Annotated in this window: 14 protein-coding genes; 10 read left to right on the plus strand and 4 right to left on the minus strand. The window is 65.5% G+C overall.

Annotated features, from left to right (window positions below):
* The first annotated feature begins 183 nt into the window (after positions 1-183).
* The 8 genes from VHN57_RS12750 to VHN57_RS12785 all read left to right on the plus strand — a co-directional run bounded on the left by VHN57_RS12750 (position 184) and on the right by VHN57_RS12785 (position 8,613).
* Positions 184-870, plus strand: coding sequence for a hypothetical protein (locus VHN57_RS12750; RefSeq protein WP_097384054.1), 687 nt, complete (start codon positions 184-186; stop codon positions 868-870).
* A gap of 57 nt (positions 871-927) precedes the next feature.
* Positions 928-1,842 (plus strand): sulfite exporter TauE/SafE family protein, encoded by a 915-nt coding sequence (locus tag VHN57_RS12755; RefSeq protein WP_278986944.1) that lies wholly within the window; start codon positions 928-930, stop codon positions 1,840-1,842.
* Positions 1,839-2,597 (plus strand): TIGR02186 family protein, encoded by a 759-nt coding sequence (locus tag VHN57_RS12760; protein ID WP_423284063.1) that lies wholly within the window; start codon positions 1,839-1,841, stop codon positions 2,595-2,597. The genes VHN57_RS12755 and VHN57_RS12760 overlap by 4 nt, the downstream gene beginning before the upstream one ends.
* A 224-nt stretch (positions 2,598-2,821) precedes the next feature.
* Positions 2,822-3,559, plus strand: coding sequence for an AcvB/VirJ family lysyl-phosphatidylglycerol hydrolase (locus VHN57_RS12765; RefSeq protein WP_278986949.1), 738 nt, complete (start codon positions 2,822-2,824; stop codon positions 3,557-3,559).
* Between the two features lie 3 nt (positions 3,560-3,562).
* Entirely contained in the window at positions 3,563-3,973 is a 411-nt protein-coding gene (locus VHN57_RS12770) for a DUF2147 domain-containing protein (protein WP_037512273.1), read from the plus strand.
* Between the two features lie 6 nt (positions 3,974-3,979).
* Complete coding sequence (mprF, locus tag VHN57_RS12775) at positions 3,980-6,523, plus strand: bifunctional lysylphosphatidylglycerol flippase/synthetase MprF (protein WP_278986940.1); 2,544 nt, start codon at positions 3,980-3,982, stop codon at positions 6,521-6,523.
* A 39-nt stretch (positions 6,524-6,562) separates the two neighbouring features.
* The gene (locus VHN57_RS12780) at positions 6,563-6,955 is read left to right on the plus strand and encodes a VOC family protein (RefSeq protein ID WP_169860314.1); all 393 of its coding nucleotides are present in this window, start codon (positions 6,563-6,565) and stop codon (positions 6,953-6,955) included.
* A 53-nt stretch (positions 6,956-7,008) separates the two neighbouring features.
* Positions 7,009-8,613: a family 43 glycosylhydrolase gene (locus VHN57_RS12785; protein WP_278986937.1), complete on the plus strand. Its 1,605-nt coding sequence runs from the start codon at positions 7,009-7,011 to the stop codon at positions 8,611-8,613.
* A 375-nt stretch (positions 8,614-8,988) separates the two neighbouring features.
* Here the strand turns inward: VHN57_RS12785 and VHN57_RS12790 are convergent, their stop codons facing one another.
* The 4 genes from VHN57_RS12790 to VHN57_RS12805 all read right to left on the minus strand — a co-directional run bounded on the left by VHN57_RS12790 (position 8,989) and on the right by VHN57_RS12805 (position 16,399).
* The gene (locus tag VHN57_RS12790) at positions 8,989-10,482 is read right to left on the minus strand and encodes a PepSY-associated TM helix domain-containing protein (RefSeq protein ID WP_423284066.1); all 1,494 of its coding nucleotides are present in this window, start codon (positions 10,480-10,482) and stop codon (positions 8,989-8,991) included.
* On the minus strand, positions 10,479-11,045 hold the full coding sequence (locus VHN57_RS12795; protein ID WP_341462736.1) for a hypothetical protein: 567 nt from the start codon (positions 11,043-11,045) through the stop codon (positions 10,479-10,481). The genes VHN57_RS12790 and VHN57_RS12795 overlap by 4 nt, the downstream gene beginning before the upstream one ends.
* The gene (locus VHN57_RS12800) at positions 11,039-13,336 is read right to left on the minus strand and encodes a TonB-dependent receptor (protein ID WP_423284068.1); all 2,298 of its coding nucleotides are present in this window, start codon (positions 13,334-13,336) and stop codon (positions 11,039-11,041) included. The genes VHN57_RS12795 and VHN57_RS12800 overlap by 7 nt, the downstream gene beginning before the upstream one ends.
* Before the next feature lie 189 nt (positions 13,337-13,525).
* Positions 13,526-16,399: a TonB-dependent receptor gene (locus VHN57_RS12805; protein ID WP_423284070.1), complete on the minus strand. Its 2,874-nt coding sequence runs from the start codon at positions 16,397-16,399 to the stop codon at positions 13,526-13,528.
* A 367-nt stretch (positions 16,400-16,766) separates the two neighbouring features.
* On the opposite strand from VHN57_RS12805, the gene VHN57_RS12810 reads away from it, so the two are divergent.
* Positions 16,767-18,170 carry a pectate lyase family protein gene (locus VHN57_RS12810; RefSeq protein WP_423284072.1) on the plus strand — a complete coding sequence of 468 codons (1,404 nt, stop codon included), beginning with the start codon at positions 16,767-16,769 and terminating at the stop codon, positions 18,168-18,170.
* Entirely contained in the window at positions 18,167-18,553 is a 387-nt protein-coding gene (locus VHN57_RS12815) for a cupin domain-containing protein (protein WP_278988324.1), read from the plus strand. Before VHN57_RS12810 ends, VHN57_RS12815 begins: the two co-directional genes overlap by 4 nt.
* The last annotated feature ends 2 nt before the right edge of the window (positions 18,554-18,555 follow it).

Raw genomic sequence — 18,555 nt, forward strand, 5'->3', positions numbered from 1 at the left:
ATGATCCCGATCATCCGCAGAGCAGAGACGACAATATCGGTTGGCAATAAGTGGCAACCCAGCCGTGCGAGTTCGCCCTTCAAGCCAATCCGGGCCTCTTATGCCATCGCGCCACTATTGACTGCATGGTCGTTGACCTCTGGCGCCTCCGGACAAAGACCTCCCCTAGGCCGGCCCAAAGCCATGGAACCGCTTGCCATTTCGGTATCGACCATATCGCCCGTCGGTCATGATCGCTGGCAAGGCAGCGCCTGGCTGCTCTGGCGCTCCGGCGGTGGTTCATCGGCAGACCTGGCCACGGTGGGGCGCCTCGGCGGGTCGCAGGCCGGGGCACGGATCGACTTCGACCTGACGCCCCGATCCTCGGGACGCCTCGCCGCTTATGGTCGGGCGACGACGGCCCTCCAGTCGCCCGAGGCGCCCGAAACCGCGATCGGCCTGTCCTATCAGCCAGTACGCCATATTGCCGTCAGCCTTGCCGCCGAACGACGGATCGCGCTCGATACCCAGGCGCGCGACGCCTTCGCGCTGTTGCTCGTCGGCGGTTTTGGCCCTAGACCCGTTGCCGGACCGATCGAGGCCAGCCTTTATGCACAGACCGGCATGGTGGGGCTGCACAAGCGCGATCTTTTCATCGACGGAAAATTCTCGCTGCTCGCGCCGATCAAGGGCAGCCCTCTGCGCGTTGGCCTCAGCCTGTCTGGTGGTGCGCAACCCGATGTCGAACGACTGGATATCGGCCCCGAAATCCAGTTTCGTCTGCCCCTTCCAGCGATCGCCGCACGCATCGGGATCGAATGGCGTGAACGTGTCGCCGGTCAAGCCAAACCGGCTTCCGGCCTGGCGGTCACACTCGCCGCCGATTTTTAGCCTGCCAGCCATCTCGCCGCTTTCGCTCGGAGTCTTTTGTCTCTAACCCGATGGGGCATGGATCTATACCTGCCCATCGCCAATCTGTCGGTGAACGCCCTGGTCATCATCGGACTGGGTGGCGTCGTCGGCCTGTTGTCGGGCATGTTCGGCGTGGGTGGCGGCTTCCTCACCACGCCGCTGCTCATCTTCTATGGCATCCCGCCCACGGTCGCAGCGGCCTCTGCCGCCAGCCAGGTGACCGGCGCCAGCGTGTCCGGCGTCGTCACCCACATGTCGCGCGGCACCGTCGATTTCCGCATGGGCGGCGTACTGATCGCCGGCGGCGTGGTCGGCGCGGGCCTTGGCGTCCTCATCTTCCGCTTGCTCCAGTCGCTGGGGCAGATCGATACGGTGATCGGCATCCTCTATGTGCTGATGCTGGGCGGCATCGGATCGCTGATGGCGAAGGAGTCGATCCAGGCACTGATCGCGCTCAAGACCGGCAAGCGCATGCCGGCGCGCAAGCGCCGCCACCATCCGCTGGTCGCCGCACTGCCGATGCGCTGGCGCTTCTATCGCTCGGGCCTTTACATCTCGCCACTGGCGCCGCTGCTGCTGGGCATGGCGACCGGCATCCTGACCATGTTGCTGGGCGTGGGTGGCGGCTTCATCCTGGTGCCGGCGATGCTCTATCTGCTCGGCATGAACACCCAGTCGGTGGTCGGCACGTCGCTGTTTCAGATCCTGTTCGTCACCATGGCGACGACCATGATGCATGCGATGACGACCAAGGCGGTCGATCTGGTGCTGGCCATGCTGCTGCTGATCGGCAGCGTCACCGGCGCGCAGGTCGGCACCCGGCTGTCGATGACGATCCGCCCGGAATATCTGCGCATCCTGCTCGCCGCGATCGTGCTGCTGGTCGCCGCGCGCATGGCGCTGGGGCTGGGCTGGCGGCCCGACGAAATCTTCACGATCGACGTGAAATGAGGATATCCCGCCTCATCCTGACAGCCCTGGCCCTGATGCTGAGTGCCGCGGACGAACCGCAACTGGTGCCCGATGTGTCGCAGCGCGAGGTCGAGATCCAGTACAGCTTCACCGGCGCGGACCTGCTGCTGTTCGGCGCCATCGTCTATCCCGACGGTCGGCGTCCGGACAAGCCGGCGGACATCGTCGTCGTGCTGAAGGGCCCCGAACAGTCGATCACCATGCGCGAGAAGCAGAAGGTCGCCGGCATCTGGGTCAATGCCGACCGCGCCCGCTTTCGCTCTGCGCCCAGCTTCTACGCCATGGCCTCCTCCCGGCCGATCGCCCAGATCGTCGATGAGCGCACCGCCGCAATCTACGAACTGGGCGTCGACAAGCTGCAACTCTCCCCCTCCTCGCTCAACGATAGTGCCGAACTGGACCGGTTTCAGGCTGGCCTGGTCGATCTGCGCCAGCGCAACGGCCTGTTCGTCGAACGCCCCGGCACGGTGGAGATCAGCGACGGCGTACTCTATCGCGCCCGCCTGCCGCTGTCGGCCCGTGTGATCGTGGGCGACTATACCGCCGAAACCTTCCTGGTGCAGGACGGCCGCGTCGTGGCAGCGGCGGTGCGCGACATCCATGTTCGCAAATCGGGCTTCGAACAGTTCATGGCCGTCGCGGCCGAACGCTGGTCTTTCCTCTATGGCCTGACCGCCATCGCCCTGGCCGTCGGCATGGGCTGGGCCGCCGGCGCAGTCGCCCGTCGCATCTGATCGACCGCCTCTCCAAAAGTTCATCTTCCAGCCACGCTACCGCAGGCCGTCATGGACCATATCGGTCGTGCCACCTCCCCTCCCCCTTGGGTGGCACGAAACAGGCCAGCTTGGACCAGCTGGCCGAACGGTCGGAACGCGTGGGTCTTGTTCCGACCGCTCACAGCCCGGCACGTCGGTCTCCTCCCGACGTGCCGGGCGCTCGGGTCGATCGCGGAGACGGCATGATGGCGCGCGGCAGCAAGAGCATCCGGTATATCCTGCCCGTCCTGATCCTCGCTCTGCTGGCAGCGACCTTCCAATGGCTCGGCTATCTGGGTGGCGATCCCTTTTCCCTCTCCCGCCCACAGGGCTATCGGCCGGGCCATGGCACGCCGATCGCCATCATCCTGTCGGGCGACATGGGCATGAATGTCGGCATGGGGCCGGGGATCATGGCACGCCTGACGCGAGACGGCATGCCGACCGTCGGCGTCAATTCGCTGACCTATTTTCGCAGGACCCGCAGCTCTGCCGAAGCCACTACCCTGATCAGCCAGGCCCTGGCTCAGGCCCACAGCATCGATCCCGCCGCGCCGGTCATCCTGATCGGCCAGTCCTTCGGCGCCGACATGGCGCATGTCGGCCTTGCCGCGCTGCCTCCCGCGCAACGCCATGCCATCGCCATGGTGGCGCTGGTCGTGCCAGGCGCCACGGTCGAATATCGCGCTTCGCCCGGTGAGATATTCACCTTTGCCATGGCGGAGGCGGACGCCCTGCCGACCGCGCGCAAGCTCGACTGGGCGCCTTTGCTCTGCGTCCATGGACAGGAGGAAGCGGCCAGCCTGTGCCCATTGCTGCACCAGCCCAATGTGCAGACCGTCGCGCTGCCGGGCGGGCATCCATTGCACCATGATGTCGATGCGCTCTACCATATCCTGCACGCGGCCTTCGCCCGGCGGGGATTGATCCGGAAGACCTGACCCATGCCTCATGCCTTGCGCCTGTTCCTTGCCGGCATCAGCCTGATCGCCGCCGCTCCGGCGATGGCGGCCGATCCGGTGCTGGGTTCCTGGATCAATCCGCGCGGCAGCGTCACGGTCACGACCGGCGCCTGTCAGGACAGATTGTGCGGCTGGGTCAGCCACGCCAATGCCGAGGCGCTGGCCGATGCCAGCGATGCCGGCATCCCGCATCTGGTCGGCACCACCCTGTTGCAGGATTATCGCCCCAAGGGACCGGGCCATTGGGCTGGGCGGGTCTATGTGCCCGACATGGGCCGCACCTTCTATTCCACCATCGACCAACAAGGGCCGGACCAGTTGAAGATTTCCGGCTGCATCCTGGGTGGGCTTTTCTGCCGCAGCCAGCTCTGGCACCGGGTCAAGACGGGATAGCGGCGGATGGGGGCCATGACATATTTGCGCCGTTACCAGACGCCCTTGTCGGTCGGGCTGGTCGTGCTGCTCGCCGCGCTCGGCTTCGTCGCACTCTACCATCTGCTGCACGATGTGCATGTGCGCGACATACGCGCGGCCTTTCACGCACTTGGCCCGGCAGCCCTGATCCCCGCCCTGCTGCTGACCGGGATCAGCTATGTTACCCTCACCTTCTACGACGTGCTGGCGCTGCGCTCGATCGGCCGCCCCTTGCCCTATGGGACGGCGGCGCTCGCTTCCTTCACCAGCTATACGCTCAGCCATAATCTGGGCCTGTCGCTGCTGACCGGCGGATCGGCACGCTACCGCATCTACAGCGCGGCGGGGCTGGGTGTTGCCGATGTAGCGCGGGTGGTCGCGATCGCTGGCGCCACCTTCTGGGGCGGCGTCCTGACGCTGGCGGCGGCCATGCTGGTCTGGCGGCCGGAGACGCTGTCGATGGACGATGTCCGCCTGTCCGCGCCAGCATTGCGTGTGGCCGGAAGCCTGACCCTCACGGCCATCATCGGCCTGATCATCTTTGCCGGCCGGCAGGGACGAATGCTGCATTTTGGCCGCATGTCCCTGCCGCTGCCGCCCGCCTCGCGCATATTCTGCCAGATCGGTATCGGTGTGATCGATCTCGCTGCGGCCAGCGCTGCGCTGTTCGTCCTGGTGCCCGGCGTCGGCCTGCACGCCTGGCCTGCCTTCTTCCTGGGCTATGCGCTCGCCATCGTCGCCGTACTGCTGACCCATGTGCCCGGCGGCGTCGGCGTGTTCGAACTGGTGATGCTCGCCGCCCTGCCCGGCGTGGACCGGCCGCAGCTGGTGGCCGCGCTGCTCGCCTATCGGCTGGTCTATTATATCCTGCCACTGCTGATCGCAGTCGGCATCATCGTTGCGCAGGAGGGCTGGCGCTGGCGGCAACCGCTGCGCCGCACCCTGCGCGGGCTGCAGGCCGTCACGACCGGCCTTGCGCCGATCATGACGGCAGCGCTCGTCTTCCTGGGCGGCGCCATCCTGCTGGTATCGGGTTCGCTCCCGGCCATCCCGCACCGGGTCGCGACCCTCAACAGTGTCGTGCCCCTGCCCTTCCTCGAAGCCTCCCACATGGCCGGCAGCCTGGTCGGCGCGGCGCTGCTGATCCTGTCGGCCGGCCTCTATCGGCGGCTGGACGGGGCCTTCTGGCTGACCCGCATCCTGCTGCTGGCCGGCGCGATCTTCTCGCTGCTCAAGGGGCTGGATTATGAGGAGGCGGCGGCGATGCTGCTGATCGCCGCGCTGCTGCAATGGGCGCGCCCCGCCTTCTATCGCCGGACCCAGTTGATTGCCGACGCCTTCACCCCCGGCTGGCTGGCGACGGTCGCGGTGGTTCTGGCCCTGTCGGTCTGGATCGGCTTCTTCGCCTACAAGCATGTCGAATATCAGAACGACCTCTGGTGGCATTTTGCCGCCCGCGCCGACGCCTCCCGCTTCCTGCGCGCCAGCCTGGCTGTTGCCGTCCTGCTGATCGGCGTGGCGCTCTGGCGCCTGCTGCGCCCGGCCGCGACCATTCCCGCCTTGGCCAGCAATGCCGCCGTGCCGCCGGAGGCTGCACTGGCGCTGGCCGAACGCACAGACGCCAATCTTGCCTATATCGGCGACAAGCGCTTCCTGGTGTCGGATGGCGGCACCTGTTGCCTGCTGTACCAGATCAGAGGGCATAGCTGGATCGTCATGGGCGATCCTGTCGGCGCCCGAAGCGAATGGGCGGACCTGCTCTGGCGCCTGCGCGAACAGGCCGATGCGGCGCAGGGCCGCCTGCTGCTCTACCAGATCAGCCAGGACATGCTGCCGCTGGCGGTCGAACTGGGGTTGCAGATCGTCAAATATGGCGAGGAGGCGCATGTCGACCTGGCCAGCTTCACCCTGGACGGCCCGGATGCCAAGCCGCTGCGCTATGCCGAGCGGCGCGCGGCGCGGGAGGGTGCCAGTTTCGAGATCATCCCCGCCGCCATGCTGGACAAGGAAATGGACCGGCTGGCCGAGATTTCCGCTCATTGGCTCCAGGCCAAGGGGCACAAGGAAAAATGCTTCAGCGTCGGCCGCTTCGATCGCGCCTATATGGCGCGGTTCGACTGTGCCGTGGTGCGGCAGGAGGGCAGGATCGTCGCCTTCGCCAATATCTGGGCCGCGGCCGACCGGTCCGAACTGTCGGTCGACCTGATGCGCCATGATGACGGCGCCCCCTATGGCACGATGGACTTTCTGTTCATCCACCTGATGCTGTGGGGCAAGGCACAGGGCTATCGCTGGTTCAACCTCGGCCTCGCGCCCTTGTCCGGGCTGGAGGCGCGCCGGCTGGCACCGCTCTGGTCGAAGCTGGGGGCGCTGCTCTACCAGCATGGCAATGCGCTCTACGGCTTTGAGGGACTGCGTGCCTACAAGGACAAGTTCGGGCCGGAGTGGGAACCCCGCTTCGTCGCGGGGCCGCAAGGCCTGTCCTTCGGCCGGGCGCTGCTCGATCTTCAGGCACTGATCGCCGGATAGCCATTGCGCGGCTGGCACATCCCGCGATAGCGCATCCCGATGCACGCCATCCATCATATCGCCATCATCGGGTCCGACTATGCCCGGTCCCGCCATTTCTATGTCGACATTCTCGGCTTTGCCGTGCTGAACGAGGTCTATCGCGCCGAACGCGACAGCTGGAAATGTGACCTGGCCGTCGGCGACGCGCAGATCGAGCTTTTCTCCTTCCCCAATCCGCCGCCACGCCCCTCGCGCCCGGAAGCCTGTGGCCTGCGCCACCTTGCCTTTGCCGTCAGCGACCTGGATGCGGAGGTCGCACGGCTCGAAAGCCATGGGGTGGTGTGCGAGCCCGTGCGGGTGGACGAATATACCGACCGGCGCTTCACCTTCTTCGCCGACCCCGACGGTCTGCCGCTCGAGCTCTACGAAGATCAGGTCCGCGCCATTTGACAGCATCAGGTCATGCCCCCTAGGTAACCGGTATCAATAATCGGGAGAGGGTCATGGCAGTCAGCCGACGGGACGCATTGCTGGCGACGGCTTCGGCGGCGCTGGCAGGTGGTTTGAGCGAGGCGCGGGCGGCACCCACTGCCCCACCGGCCACGCCCGCCCCCGCGCCCGACTGGCGGCGCGGCTTCGACAATCAGCGCATCGCCGATCTGGGCGACGGCCGCTTCCTCAATCCGCTGATCGCGGGCGATCATCCCGATCCCACCATCCTCAAGGATGGCGCGGATTATTACATGACCTTCTCGACCTTCGATTCCTATCCCGGACTCATCATCTGGCATTCGCGCGACCTGGTGAACTGGCGGCCGATCGGCCCGGCGCTGCACAAGAATATCGGATCGGTCTGGGCGCCTGAACTGTGCAAGCACAAGGGCCGCTATTATCTCTACATCCCGGTCAAGGCGTCTCCCAACACCAGCTATGTGATCTGGGCCGATCGGATCGAGGGGCCGTGGAGCGATCCGATCGACCTCAATCTGCCCAACCATATCGATCCGGGCCATGCGGTGGGCGAGGATGGATCGCGCTGGCTGTTCCTGTCGGGCGGCGACCGGGTGCGCCTGACCGACGATGGTCTGGCGACCGTCGGCCAGCCCGAACATGTCTATGACCCCTGGCACTATCCCGACGACTGGGATGTGGAGGGCTTCTCGCCCGAAGGCCCCAAGATTTTGCGCCATAAGGGCTATTTCTATCTGGTGACCGCCGTTGGCGGCACCGCCGGGCCACCGACCGGCCATATGGTGATCGCCGCCCGGTCGCGGTCGATCCATGGACCGTGGGAAAATTGCCCGGCCAACCCGATCGTGCGCACCGTCGACCGCGCCGAAAAATGGTGGTCGCGCGGCCATGCCACCCTGGTCGAGGGACCGGATGGCAGTTGGTGGTCGGTCTATCATGGCTATGAAAATGGCTATTGGACACTGGGACGCCAGACGTTGCTCGACCCGGTCGAATGGACGGCGGACGGCTGGTTCCGCATGACCGGCGGCGACCTGTCGCAACCGATCGCCAAACCCAGGGGCGGGCAGGCCGAGCCGCATGGCCAGGCGCTGTCGGACGATTTCAGCGCATTGCACCTGGGATCGCGCTGGAATTTCTTCAAACCGGCACCGCAGGAGGCGCAGCGGGCGCGGGTCGAGGGCGGATCGCTGGTCCTGAAGGCCAGCGGAACGGCCCCCTCCAGTTCGTCGCCGCTGCTGCTGGTGGCGGGCGATCAGGCCTATCAGTTCGAATGCACGATCGAGATCGCGCCGGGTGGCGTCGCCGGCCTTCTCCTCTTCTATGACGAACAGTTGTATTGCGGGCTCGGCTTCGACCAGGAGCGGTTCGTCACCCATCAATATGGTATAGAGCGCGGCCGCCCCGCCAATCCCCATGGCCACCGGATGCGGATGCGCGTCACCAACGACCGGCATATCATCCGCTTTCACGTCAGCAGTGACGACGGCAGGAGCTGGACGCGCTTCGACCGGGGGATGGAGGTGTCGGGCTATCACCATAATGTGCGCGGCGGCTTCCTGATGCTGCGCCCCGGCCTCTATTCTGCCGGTGCGGGTGAAGCGCGCTTCACTGACTTCCGTTTTCGCGCGCTCTAGGCCGATTGGGGCCGACACGGGACGCGACAGTCGAAGTTCACAGTGTCGTGCGGGCTATTTCGGGCCAATGCGCCTGTGATGCACCCGCGACGCACCGGCCACGCGCCTGTGACGCGACAGGGGCGGGGAAATCGGGTCACGCCCGAGCGTCTTCGACGCGACGGCGAGGCGACAGTGAAGCGACAGCCACGCGACAGGCGGGTGGTCTGGCGAGGAGATGGGGCGGCTCTTGCATCCCCAAGGGTAGATCAGAGATGGGCCGAGTAGGAAAGCCGGGGCAGCGTCGCGCAAGCCCACCCCGCTGCGACTAGCGCGCTGCGCGCGCAAGTCTCGCTTCCCCTCCCGCCAGCGGGAGGGGAACGACAAGCCCCGGCTCTAGGCCTTAGCTGGCGCGCGGCTGCGCAGCAGGGCGCGCAGCAGACCGAGGCCGCCGGCAAGCAGCATCAGGTCGACCAGCAGCCCCTGCCCGCCTGCCAGTAGCGGGGCGCCGTGAAGCAGGGCCACCGCCAGCAGCCCCGCGACCAGCGCCCATTGCAGGCCGCGCGACAGGCGCGGACCGGGCAGCGTCTTCGCCATGCCGGCGGCCAGCACCGACAGGATGGTGAGGCCGAGCCAGGCCAGCGGCAGCGGCGCTTGAGGCAAGGCGAAGGCCAGAACGGCGGTGAGGACGAGGATGACCGGCTGGCCCCAGCAGATCGCCGCCCAGATCCGTTCCCATTGCGGCGCGGGCCGGCCGCGATCGCGGCGGCGGGCCAGCCAGATGGTCACGCCGCTGGAGGTGACGATGCAGAGCGCAATGCCGAGCAGGCCATAGGCGATCCGCACGGGCAGCCCGCCGAACCAACCGAAATGCAGCTGGCCGATGCCGCTCAGCATCCGGGTGCCGGCGACCAGATCCTGCGGCTGTTCCTGATGGAACAGTTGCCCGCGCGCATCATATTGCACCTCATCCTGCTGGGTCAGCAAGTGCGGCCGGCCGCTGTGGATCGAGATGCGCATGTCGGCGCGGCCGGGCCGTTCGACCATGATATTGTCCGCCACGGCCGCCGGCGCCCGGACGCGGGCATCGGCGATCAGCCTCGCAATATCGGGAATTGGCATGGCGCGCGTATCGACCTTGGGCGGCGGATCGAGGAAGAGTTCGTAGACCTTCCCCATGTCGCCGCGATAGAGCAGCATGGCCAGCATCGCGACGATGATGGTGCTGAGGCCCAGCAGCGCGCCGGTCAGCGCCAGGGTGAAGTGAAAGGGCAAGGCCCAGATGCCAAGCCGGTTATGCAGATCCGCCTCCTGCAGGCGGCGCGAACCGCCCAGGCGCAGGTGGAAGGCATCGCGCAACACGCGCGGATGCGCCAATATGCCCGACACCAGGGAGGACAGCAGCGCCACCCCGGTCAGGCCGACGATGAACTGCCCCCAACTGCGCGGCAGATGCAGGTTGATATGGAGGTGTAGCAGAAATTCGGTCCAGACCGCTTCGAGATCGGACAGCGCACCATCGGCCGCCACGGCCCATTTATGTTCATAGGTCGCACTGAAGGCCGTTAGGCTGGCGCCATCCTGTTTCGCGGTGGGCAGCGACAGATAGAGGGTGGTGTCGGCCGGCGCGCGCCTGGCCGCTTCGGCGATGGCGCGGGCGGCCGAGGCATCCGACAGGCTGGTCACCACCGGCGTCGCCGGCACTTCCCACCGCTCCAGATCGGGCGCGAACACCGCGACCGTGCCGGTCAGGCAGACGATATAGATGATCGCGGCAAAGGCCAGGCCCAGCACCGAATGGCTGCTGAGCACCGATCGCACCGTTTCGGGCGACAAGGGCCAGCGCCATTTCTTTGCCCGGCTGTTGGTCTGGACGCTCTGGTCGTTCATGCGGCCCCTCCCAAGGCAGCGAGGCCGAAGCCGATGATGCTGGTGCCGACCAGCACGGCGGTGGCGCGGAGCAGGCGGCGGTCCGCCAGGGTCCAGGTCATGGCCAGCCCCCACAGGATAGGCAGCAACAGGCCGCCGAGCACGATCCGGGTGCGCGGATCACCGGGCAGATAGACGGTGACGCAAAAGGCGACACCCATCGCCGCCGTCATGCCGAGCGGCCCGGCGAGCAAGGCGCGGAGCACCCCGCGCCAGAAGCGGCCGGGCTCCTCCAGCGGCTCGGGCGCGACTTCGCCATCGCGCACCCGCGCCGCCTTGCGCCGGACCCGGCCGAACCAGATGATGGCGAGCGCGCCGATCCCCTCCATCGCCAGTCCCAAGGCCAGCCCCTTGACCGGCCCGATCAGCAGGAAGGCAGCGACCAGCAGGCCGATCAATATGGCCCATCCCGCCAGCAGCAGGCCAAGCACGGAGCGGTCCCGCCGCACCCAGGAGCGGCGCAGCAGGGCAGCGCCCAGGGCGCCGCCCGCGATGAGCAGCAGGCTGGCGAGCGCGATCACCAATGGACGCTCGCGCCGACGCCGACGGTCTGGGGTTCGCCCAGGATCGCCTGATGAATCGCGGCATATTGGTACTGCATATAATCCTCGTTGAGGATGTTGCGGGCGAAGACGAACAGCGACCAATGATCGGTCTCATAACCGATCTTGCCATTCACGACCGTGCGGCCGCCGACCTTGTACTGGCCCTGATCCTGACCGACGCCGGTGAAAACCGACGAACGGTAATTGGCGTTGAGATTGGCGACGAAGCCCGGCCCGAACTGCGCATTGATGCCGCCCGACAGGGTCCAGCGCGGCGCATAGGGGAATTGGGTGTCGGTGAGGTCAACCGTGCTGGTCGCCCCGGCGGGCAGGACGAAGTCGGTGAATTTGGTGCGGACATGGCCGACCGAGCCATAGAGATCGATGCCGCGCGCGATAGTGGCATTCGCTTCCACCTCGAACCCGTAAAGATGCGATCCGGCCGCGTTCACCGTGTTGTAATCATAGGCATTCTGGCCGAAATAGGCGGTGACCTGCTGGTCCTTCCACGTCATGTAGAAGGCATTGGCATTGAGCGTCAGGCGGCCGTCGAGCCATTTGGAGCGCAGCGAGCCTTCATAATTCCAACTATATTCCGGATCATAGGCGACCAAGAGGGCGCGGGCCGGGTTCTGGCTGGAACCACCCGAGCGATAGGCGCGCTGGACGGTGAAGGCGGTGGTGAGGTCCGGCGTCCAGTCCATGCTGATCCCCGCCTTGGGCAGGAAGGCGTTGAAACTGCGGCTGTTGGACGCCAGCGGCGAGGAAGCGTCGGCGACCAGCCCCAGAACGCCCTGGTTGATCAGCGAAATGATCGGGGCATAGGCCGCGCCGAGGAAATTGGCATTGGGCAGCGTGCCGTTGAAGGTCGCCACGGTTTGCGCGGCATAGCGGTTGCGCTCATGATCGTAGCGGAAGCCGCCGATCAGGGTCAGCCGGTCGGTCAGCTTGAAACGGGCGTCGCCGAACAGCGCCATCGTCTCCACTTTTTCGGGCTGGTCGGCCGAATAGGCGACCGGGATGACCGGCAGTTGTGCCGCATAGGCATTGCTGAGGAAGGTCGCCTGCGCCGCGGTCGCGCCATTGGCGCGCAGCAGGGCGGCGATGGTGGCGGTCGGCGTATCGATGTTCACCCGGCTATTCTGGTCGATGCTGCCAGCGCGGCGATAATACCAGGCGCCCAGCAGGCCGCTCAGCCGTTCGCCATCATAGTTGAGGCGCATTTCCTGGGTCAGGGTGCGGTAATTATAGCGATTGTCGATCGCCTGGATATCCTGCGGCGTGCCGTCGGTATCGATCACCGAATGCACCCGCGAGCGGTTCCAGGAGGTGACGCTCGACAGTTTCAGCCCCTGGGCCAGCGGATAGCTGATGTTGAAGACGGCAAGGTCGCTGTCGATCTTGCCCCGGCTGGGCTGGTCGCCGGTGGCGACGCGATGGTTGAAATAATTGGGCACGTCGGTGCGGGCATATTCATAGAGATAGCCGCCGTCGCGCCGCACGCGATTATAGCTGGCGACCGCCTCCAGCCCCGGAATGGCCTGGGGCGTCCACTTGATCTTGCCGCGCAGATTGAGCGATTCCAGCGCGTCGCTATATTCGTCGCGGGTGACATTGTAGATGAGGCCGCGATCGTTGCGGCGCTCGGCCGACAGGCGGATGCCCAGTTCATCCTTGATGATCGGTCCGCCGATCGCGGCGGAGAAGGTGCGATCATCATATTCGCTCCACAGCACGCGCGCGTCACCGCCCCAACGGGTCAGCGAGGGATCCTTGCTGGTGATGACGATGCCGCCGGCCAGCGCGTTGAGGCCCTGGATGGTCGATTGCGGGCCACGCAGCACTTCCACCTGTTGCACATCCCACAGGTCGGTCGGGCCGCCATAGAGCGCCCATTTGGGCACCGGCGCGCCATCGACATAGACGCTGGCGGCATCCGCCTGCCCGCCCGCGCCGACGCCGCTGTTGCTGATGCCGCGGATGGTGAAGCCGGACGAGCCGTAGGTTTCGGACAGGTTGGCCGTGCGGTTATAGACGTCCTGGATGGTGATCAGCGCCTCGCGCTCGATCGTCTCGGGCGTGACGACGGCGATGCTGGTCGGGGTCTGCTGCAGGGTGCGGGCGCTCTTTTCGCCGGTGACGATGATGTCGGCGCGGGCCTGGTCCATATCGGCATCCGGCGCCTGTTGCGCCAGGGCTGGGCTGGCCAGGGCAGCACCGGCCAGTGCGACGATCGCCGCCCCGGAAAAAAAGAAAGACGACCGCACCATATAATCCCCCAAATATTCTTGGCGGCGCCATATTTGAGAACGCTAACGCGAGTCAATGTCATTGCGTGAATGGACTATTGCTGTCGTCGGCCCGGCACCGCCCCGGCCCCACCGCCGACCCAAGAAAAAGGGCCAGCCACCTCGTGCAGAAGGCGGCTGGCCCGTGACGGCGCGACCCGAAAGGACAGGCTACATCTTCACGCGCGCGCCGAACTGGAAGGTGCGGCCGAAATGGTTGTACTCATAATTGCGATTGGCATCGAGGTCGGTGTAGCGGCCGCGATATTCATCGGTCAGGTTGATGCCGTCGAGAGTGAATTCCAGCCAGTCGGTCGCCTTGTAACGAACCGAGGCGTCGACATTGACGGTCGAATTATAGCCTTCGAAGACGTTGCCGGTGCCGCTGTTCTGGTCGCTATAAGGCCCGCGATAGCTGGCCGAGACGCGCGCGCTGAAGCGGTTGTCGTCATAATAGAGGGTGCCGTTATAGGCCCGCTTCGACACGCCGAACAACGTGTTCTCCCGCGCGACATTGACCAGGCCGCCACCCGGCACGACAGCCGGCCCCGACACATTATAGGTGGCGTTGGAGTCGATGAAGGTCGCGTTGGCCAGGATGCCGAAATGCTTGAAGATGCCCGGCAGGAAGGTGAAGGGCAGCTGCAGCGCGATTTCCGCCCCCTTGAGCGAGGCGCCGGTGCCGTTCACCGTGGTCGCGATGGTCCAGATCGGTTCGGCCTGCAGCGCCGGATTGAGCGCGGCGGGCGAGGAACTGACCAGCACCGAAGCCGGCAGGCCGGTTTCCGCGAAGGTCGCGTTGGAAATGGTCGCGGCGACCGGGAAGCTCTGCACATCCTTCTTGAACAGGGCGACCGAGAAGAGCGACTGGGGCGCGAAATACCATTCGACAGCCAGGTCATAGGCGGTCGCGCGATAGGGGTTGAGATAGGGGTTACCGTAGCTGACGCGATACTGGAAGCCGTCGGCCGAACCGCCCGGCGTCAGGCTGCCCAGCGTCGGGCGGGTCATCACATCGGCCACCGCCGCGCGAATGACCAGCTTGTCGGTCGGGAACAGGGCTAGGTTGGCGGCCGGCAGCCAATCCTCATAGCTGCGCTTGATCGTGACCGGGATGCCGCCATTGAGGCCGGTCGAGCGCTGGTCGGTCTTGGCATAGCGCATGCCCGCGTTCAGCGCATATTCGAGGCCGAACAGGTCGCCCTTGGCATCGAACTGGAAATAGCCGCCGGTCACTTCCTCGCGCACCGACCGGTTGTTGCCGACGTCGAGCGCCAGCGCGCGGTCATAGAGCTTGGTGTAGGCGGTCGCTGTGTCCAGATTGGGGATCAGCCACTGGGTGGTGGTGCCCGACGGCTGGCCCGCCTTGCCCAGGGTGAAGAGTTCGCTCAATTCCGGCGTGGCCTGGAAGCCATAGACGGCGCTCGGGCCGAACAGGCTGGTCGGCGAACAGGTGATGGTGCCCAGCACCAGATCCTTGCCGCCATTGCCGCAGACGGCGGTATCGCGCTGATAGCCGACGGTCTTGAAGTCGAACCGGCGCCACATCGAACCGACCTTCACGGTCAGCCCCTCCGCCGCGTCCCATTCGGTGCGCAACTGCGCAGTCTTGAAGCGGTTGGTGGTGTTGGACGGACGGTCGCGGATTTCGGCGAGCTGGAAATTGGCCGGATCGGTCACGCTGGTGCCGAAGGTCAGCTTGGGATGCTTCATGTCGCTATAGTCATAGCTATAGCCCTGGGCATCGCGATCGTCGAAGACCACCGTGGTTTCGACCGGAATGTCGGCGTTGGACTTGGACAGGCCGCCCAGCACGGTGAAGCGGAACTTGTCCGTCACATCCTGGTCCCAGGTGCCGCCGACCTGATAAAATTCGGTGCTCGACTTGCGCAGATAATGTTCGGTGCGGACCCAGGCATCGTTGAGCGTGGCCGAGATCATGTTGCCATTATCGTCATAGACCGGATTGACGACATTGATCGACCGCTCGTTGGAGCGCAGCAGCACCTCGCCCCATTTCTCTTCGCGGGTTTCCTTGAAGCGCGAATAGAGGCCATCGATCGAGATCTTGGTCGCGTCCGTCGGCGCGAACTGGATCGATCCGGTCAGGCCCAGCCGCTCGCGATCATGGCGCACCTCACCATAGCGCGGGATGCGGGGGTGGAAGGACAGCGCGGCTTCGTTACAGGCTGCGCTCGGAATATAGGAACCGCCCGAATTGGGCTGGGTGAAGCAGGCGGTGCCATCGACATTGTCGAAGCGGGCCTGGGCCCAGCGCACGCTGTTATTGCCCAGTTCCTTGGTATCGAGCGTCGAATAGGCCGCCGACAGGGCGACGCCGAAGCGGCCGTCGGCCGATTTCCAGGATGCGATGCCGGCCAGACGCGGCCCCCAATTCTTGGCCAGATCATTATAGGAAGCGGTCGCCGAACCGACGAGGGTCAGCCCCTCCTTGCCACCGAGCGGATTGCCGGTGTTGAGATCGACCACGGCGCCAAGCGAGCCTTCGTCCAGCGAGGCTTCGGCGGTCTTGTGGACGACCAGCGAACTGAACAGTTCGGACGCGAAGACGTTGAAATCGAAGGAGCGGTCGCGGTTCGAGCTGGCACCATCGGTCGAGGTGGCGACCGTTTCCAGCCCGTTGACGCGCACGCGGGTGAACTGCGCACCCAGGCCGCGCACGGTGATCGCGCGCCCTTCGCCGCCGTCACGCTGGATCGAGATGCCGGGGATACGCTGCAGGGATTCGGCGAGATTCTGGTCGGGGAACTTGGCGATATCCTCCGCCACGATCGCGTCGACCGAGCTGACCGACTGGCGCTTGAGGTTGATCGCCGCGCCCAGCGACTGGCGGAAACCGGTGACGATGATGTCGGATTCCTGGGCTGCGGCATCCGCCTGCCCCTGATCCGGCGCAACCGCGGCATCGCCCTGCACGGACTGGGCTTGAGCCTGAGCGGCGGAAACGCAGGCGATGGCGCATGCCAGGGTCGAGGCTGCGGACAGCCATTTCCGGGCGGACGAAGCCTGTACAAACGCAATCATAGAAACATCCCTCCATATTTCCGCCACGCCTCTTTGGGGGTGCGGCCCGATGTTGTCCCCTTGAAGACACCGGTGTCAGAAACTTGTGACCCGACTGCGGATCAATGTCAATGATCATTGCGGCAATTATGTCTGAAGCTGCCGAGCCAGCGCTCGCGGCGATTTTCCGCGCCCCCTTGTCGGAAAAGCGTCCATATCGAGCCATTTTGCACCGCAATATGGACCACATGACGTAGAATGACGGAGCGCAGCCCGCGCCTTCGCCTCGCTGCCACAATGATTGCAAACAGATTCGACACCGGTGTCAAATTGCTTGCATCATCGCCGTCACGGTGCAAGTCTGGCCAGGAGAGGAGCTTTCGGAAGCATGAAAATAGCCGCCAGACTGATCGCCCTGCCGCTTGCCGGCCTTGCCCTGATCCCCCCGCCCGCAACCCTATCCGCCGCCTCGGCAAAGACCAGCGCATCCAGCGCAACGACCGCGTTTCCCGGCGCCGTCGGCTGGGCATCGGCAACGCCCGGCGGCCGGGGCGGCCGCATCATCCGCGTGACCACGCTGGCGGCCGATGGCCCCGGCAGCCTGAAGGCGGCACTGGAAGCAAAGGGCCCGCGCATCGTCGTGTTCGAGGTGGGCGGCGTCATCGACATGGCGCGCCAGACCATCACCATCCGCGAACCCTATCTGACCATTGCCGGCCAGACCGCCCCCTCCCCCGGCATCACCCTGATCCGGTCGGGCATCGATATCGCCGCCCATGACGTCATCATGCGCCATATCCGCGTGCGCACCGGGGTGGACGACCAGCCGCTGCTGAGCGGATGGGAGGCGGATGCCATGTCGGTGGTCGGCGGCCATGACATCATCGTCGACCATTGCAGCTTCACCTGGGCGATCGACGAGAATATGTCGGCATCCGGCCCGCGCTTCAACGGCAAGACGCCCGACGAATGGCGCGCCAACACGGCGCACAACATCACCTTTTCCTATAATCTGGCGGCCGAGGGCCTGGCCAATGCCAGCCATCCCAAGGGCGAACATAGCAAGGGGACGTTGATGCACGACAATGCGACCAACATCCTGATTTATCGCAACGTCTACGCCCATAATGTCGAGCGCAACCCCCTGCTGAAGGGCGGCGTCCATGCCGCCGTGGTCAACAACATCATCTACGATCCGGGCGAGCGCGGCGTGCATTACAACCTGATGGCGCTGGAATGGGGCGAACATCCCTATCAGAATGGCAAGCTGGCGGCGGTCGGCAATGTCATGCGCGGCGGCGTATCGACGGCGACCGGCCTGCCCTTCCTGACGCTGGGCGGCGACGGCGACCTGGAATATTATGGCAAGGACAATCTGGCCGTCGACAAGTTCGGCAAGCCATTGCCGATGTTCGGCCGCTATGGCGAGACCAAGGCCAGGCTGATCGAGACGCAAACGCCGCCGACCTGGTGGCAGGGGCTGGATGTTCTGCCGGTGCGCGATGTCGAGACCCATGTGCTGTGGCGCGCGGGCGCTCGCCCGTGGGACCGGGATGCCGATGATCTGCGGGTGCTGTTCTTCGTCGCCGAAGGGCGCGGCGAGATCATCGACAATGAGAAGCAGGTGGGCGGCTATCCCAAATTCGCGCCGACCCGCGCGCCCTTTGTCGAGGGCGACTGGAATCTCGACACGATGGAGCCGAAATCGGGGCGTTATCCCGGCCAGAAGGACGAGACAACCGAGCATCTGTCGGACCGCGACAAGATGATGCGACAGGAGCCAAAGCCATGAGCCTGATGCTGTTGCTGGCGGCCGTCGCCGCGCCGCCGATGGTGGTCGTCGACGAGCGCGAGGTGATGCGCGACGAGCCGCCGCCCCATGGAGAGATCGGCATGTCGACCGCCTATCGCATCAGCGACGCCGTGCCGCAGCCGCGCAGCATGGAATTCCGCAAGCGCGTGCTGCATGTCGGCGCGGCGATCGGCGTCCATCCAATCGCCCATGACGAGGTCTATTATGTCCTGTCGGGCGAAGGCGTGGTGACGTCCGACGGCGTGGAAAAGCCGCTGACGCCGGGCATGGCCGCCTATCTCTACAAGGACGCCAAGGTCGGCATCCGGCAGGTCGGCAAGGAACCGCTGGCACTGATCATCAGCTATCCGGTGGTTCACTGACC

The organism is Sphingobium salicis subsp. salicis (assembly GCF_049472635.1).
GTDB classification, from domain to species: Bacteria; Pseudomonadota; Alphaproteobacteria; order Sphingomonadales; family Sphingomonadaceae; genus Sphingobium; species Sphingobium yanoikuyae_A.

Coding starts and splice junctions, on each gene's coding strand:
- VHN57_RS12790 (WP_423284066.1), bottom strand. CDS start 10,482: ATGAACGACCAGAGCGTCCAGACCAACAGCCGGGCAAAGAAATGGCGC.
- VHN57_RS12755 (WP_278986944.1), top strand. CDS start 928: ATGGATCTATACCTGCCCATCGCCAATCTGTCGGTGAACGCCCTGGTC.
- VHN57_RS12785 (WP_278986937.1), top strand. CDS start 7,009: ATGGCAGTCAGCCGACGGGACGCATTGCTGGCGACGGCTTCGGCGGCG.
- VHN57_RS12810 (WP_423284072.1), top strand. CDS start 16,767: ATGAAAATAGCCGCCAGACTGATCGCCCTGCCGCTTGCCGGCCTTGCC.
- VHN57_RS12805 (WP_423284070.1), bottom strand. CDS start 16,399: ATGATTGCGTTTGTACAGGCTTCGTCCGCCCGGAAATGGCTGTCCGCA.
- VHN57_RS12765 (WP_278986949.1), top strand. CDS start 2,822: ATGATGGCGCGCGGCAGCAAGAGCATCCGGTATATCCTGCCCGTCCTG.
- VHN57_RS12770 (WP_037512273.1), top strand. CDS start 3,563: ATGCCTCATGCCTTGCGCCTGTTCCTTGCCGGCATCAGCCTGATCGCC.
- VHN57_RS12760 (WP_423284063.1), top strand. CDS start 1,839: ATGAGGATATCCCGCCTCATCCTGACAGCCCTGGCCCTGATGCTGAGT.
- VHN57_RS12800 (WP_423284068.1), bottom strand. CDS start 13,336: ATGGTGCGGTCGTCTTTCTTTTTTTCCGGGGCGGCGATCGTCGCACTG.
- VHN57_RS12780 (WP_169860314.1), top strand. CDS start 6,563: ATGCACGCCATCCATCATATCGCCATCATCGGGTCCGACTATGCCCGG.
- VHN57_RS12750 (WP_097384054.1), top strand. CDS start 184: ATGGAACCGCTTGCCATTTCGGTATCGACCATATCGCCCGTCGGTCAT.
- mprF (WP_278986940.1), top strand. CDS start 3,980: ATGGGGGCCATGACATATTTGCGCCGTTACCAGACGCCCTTGTCGGTC.
- VHN57_RS12815 (WP_278988324.1), top strand. CDS start 18,167: ATGAGCCTGATGCTGTTGCTGGCGGCCGTCGCCGCGCCGCCGATGGTG.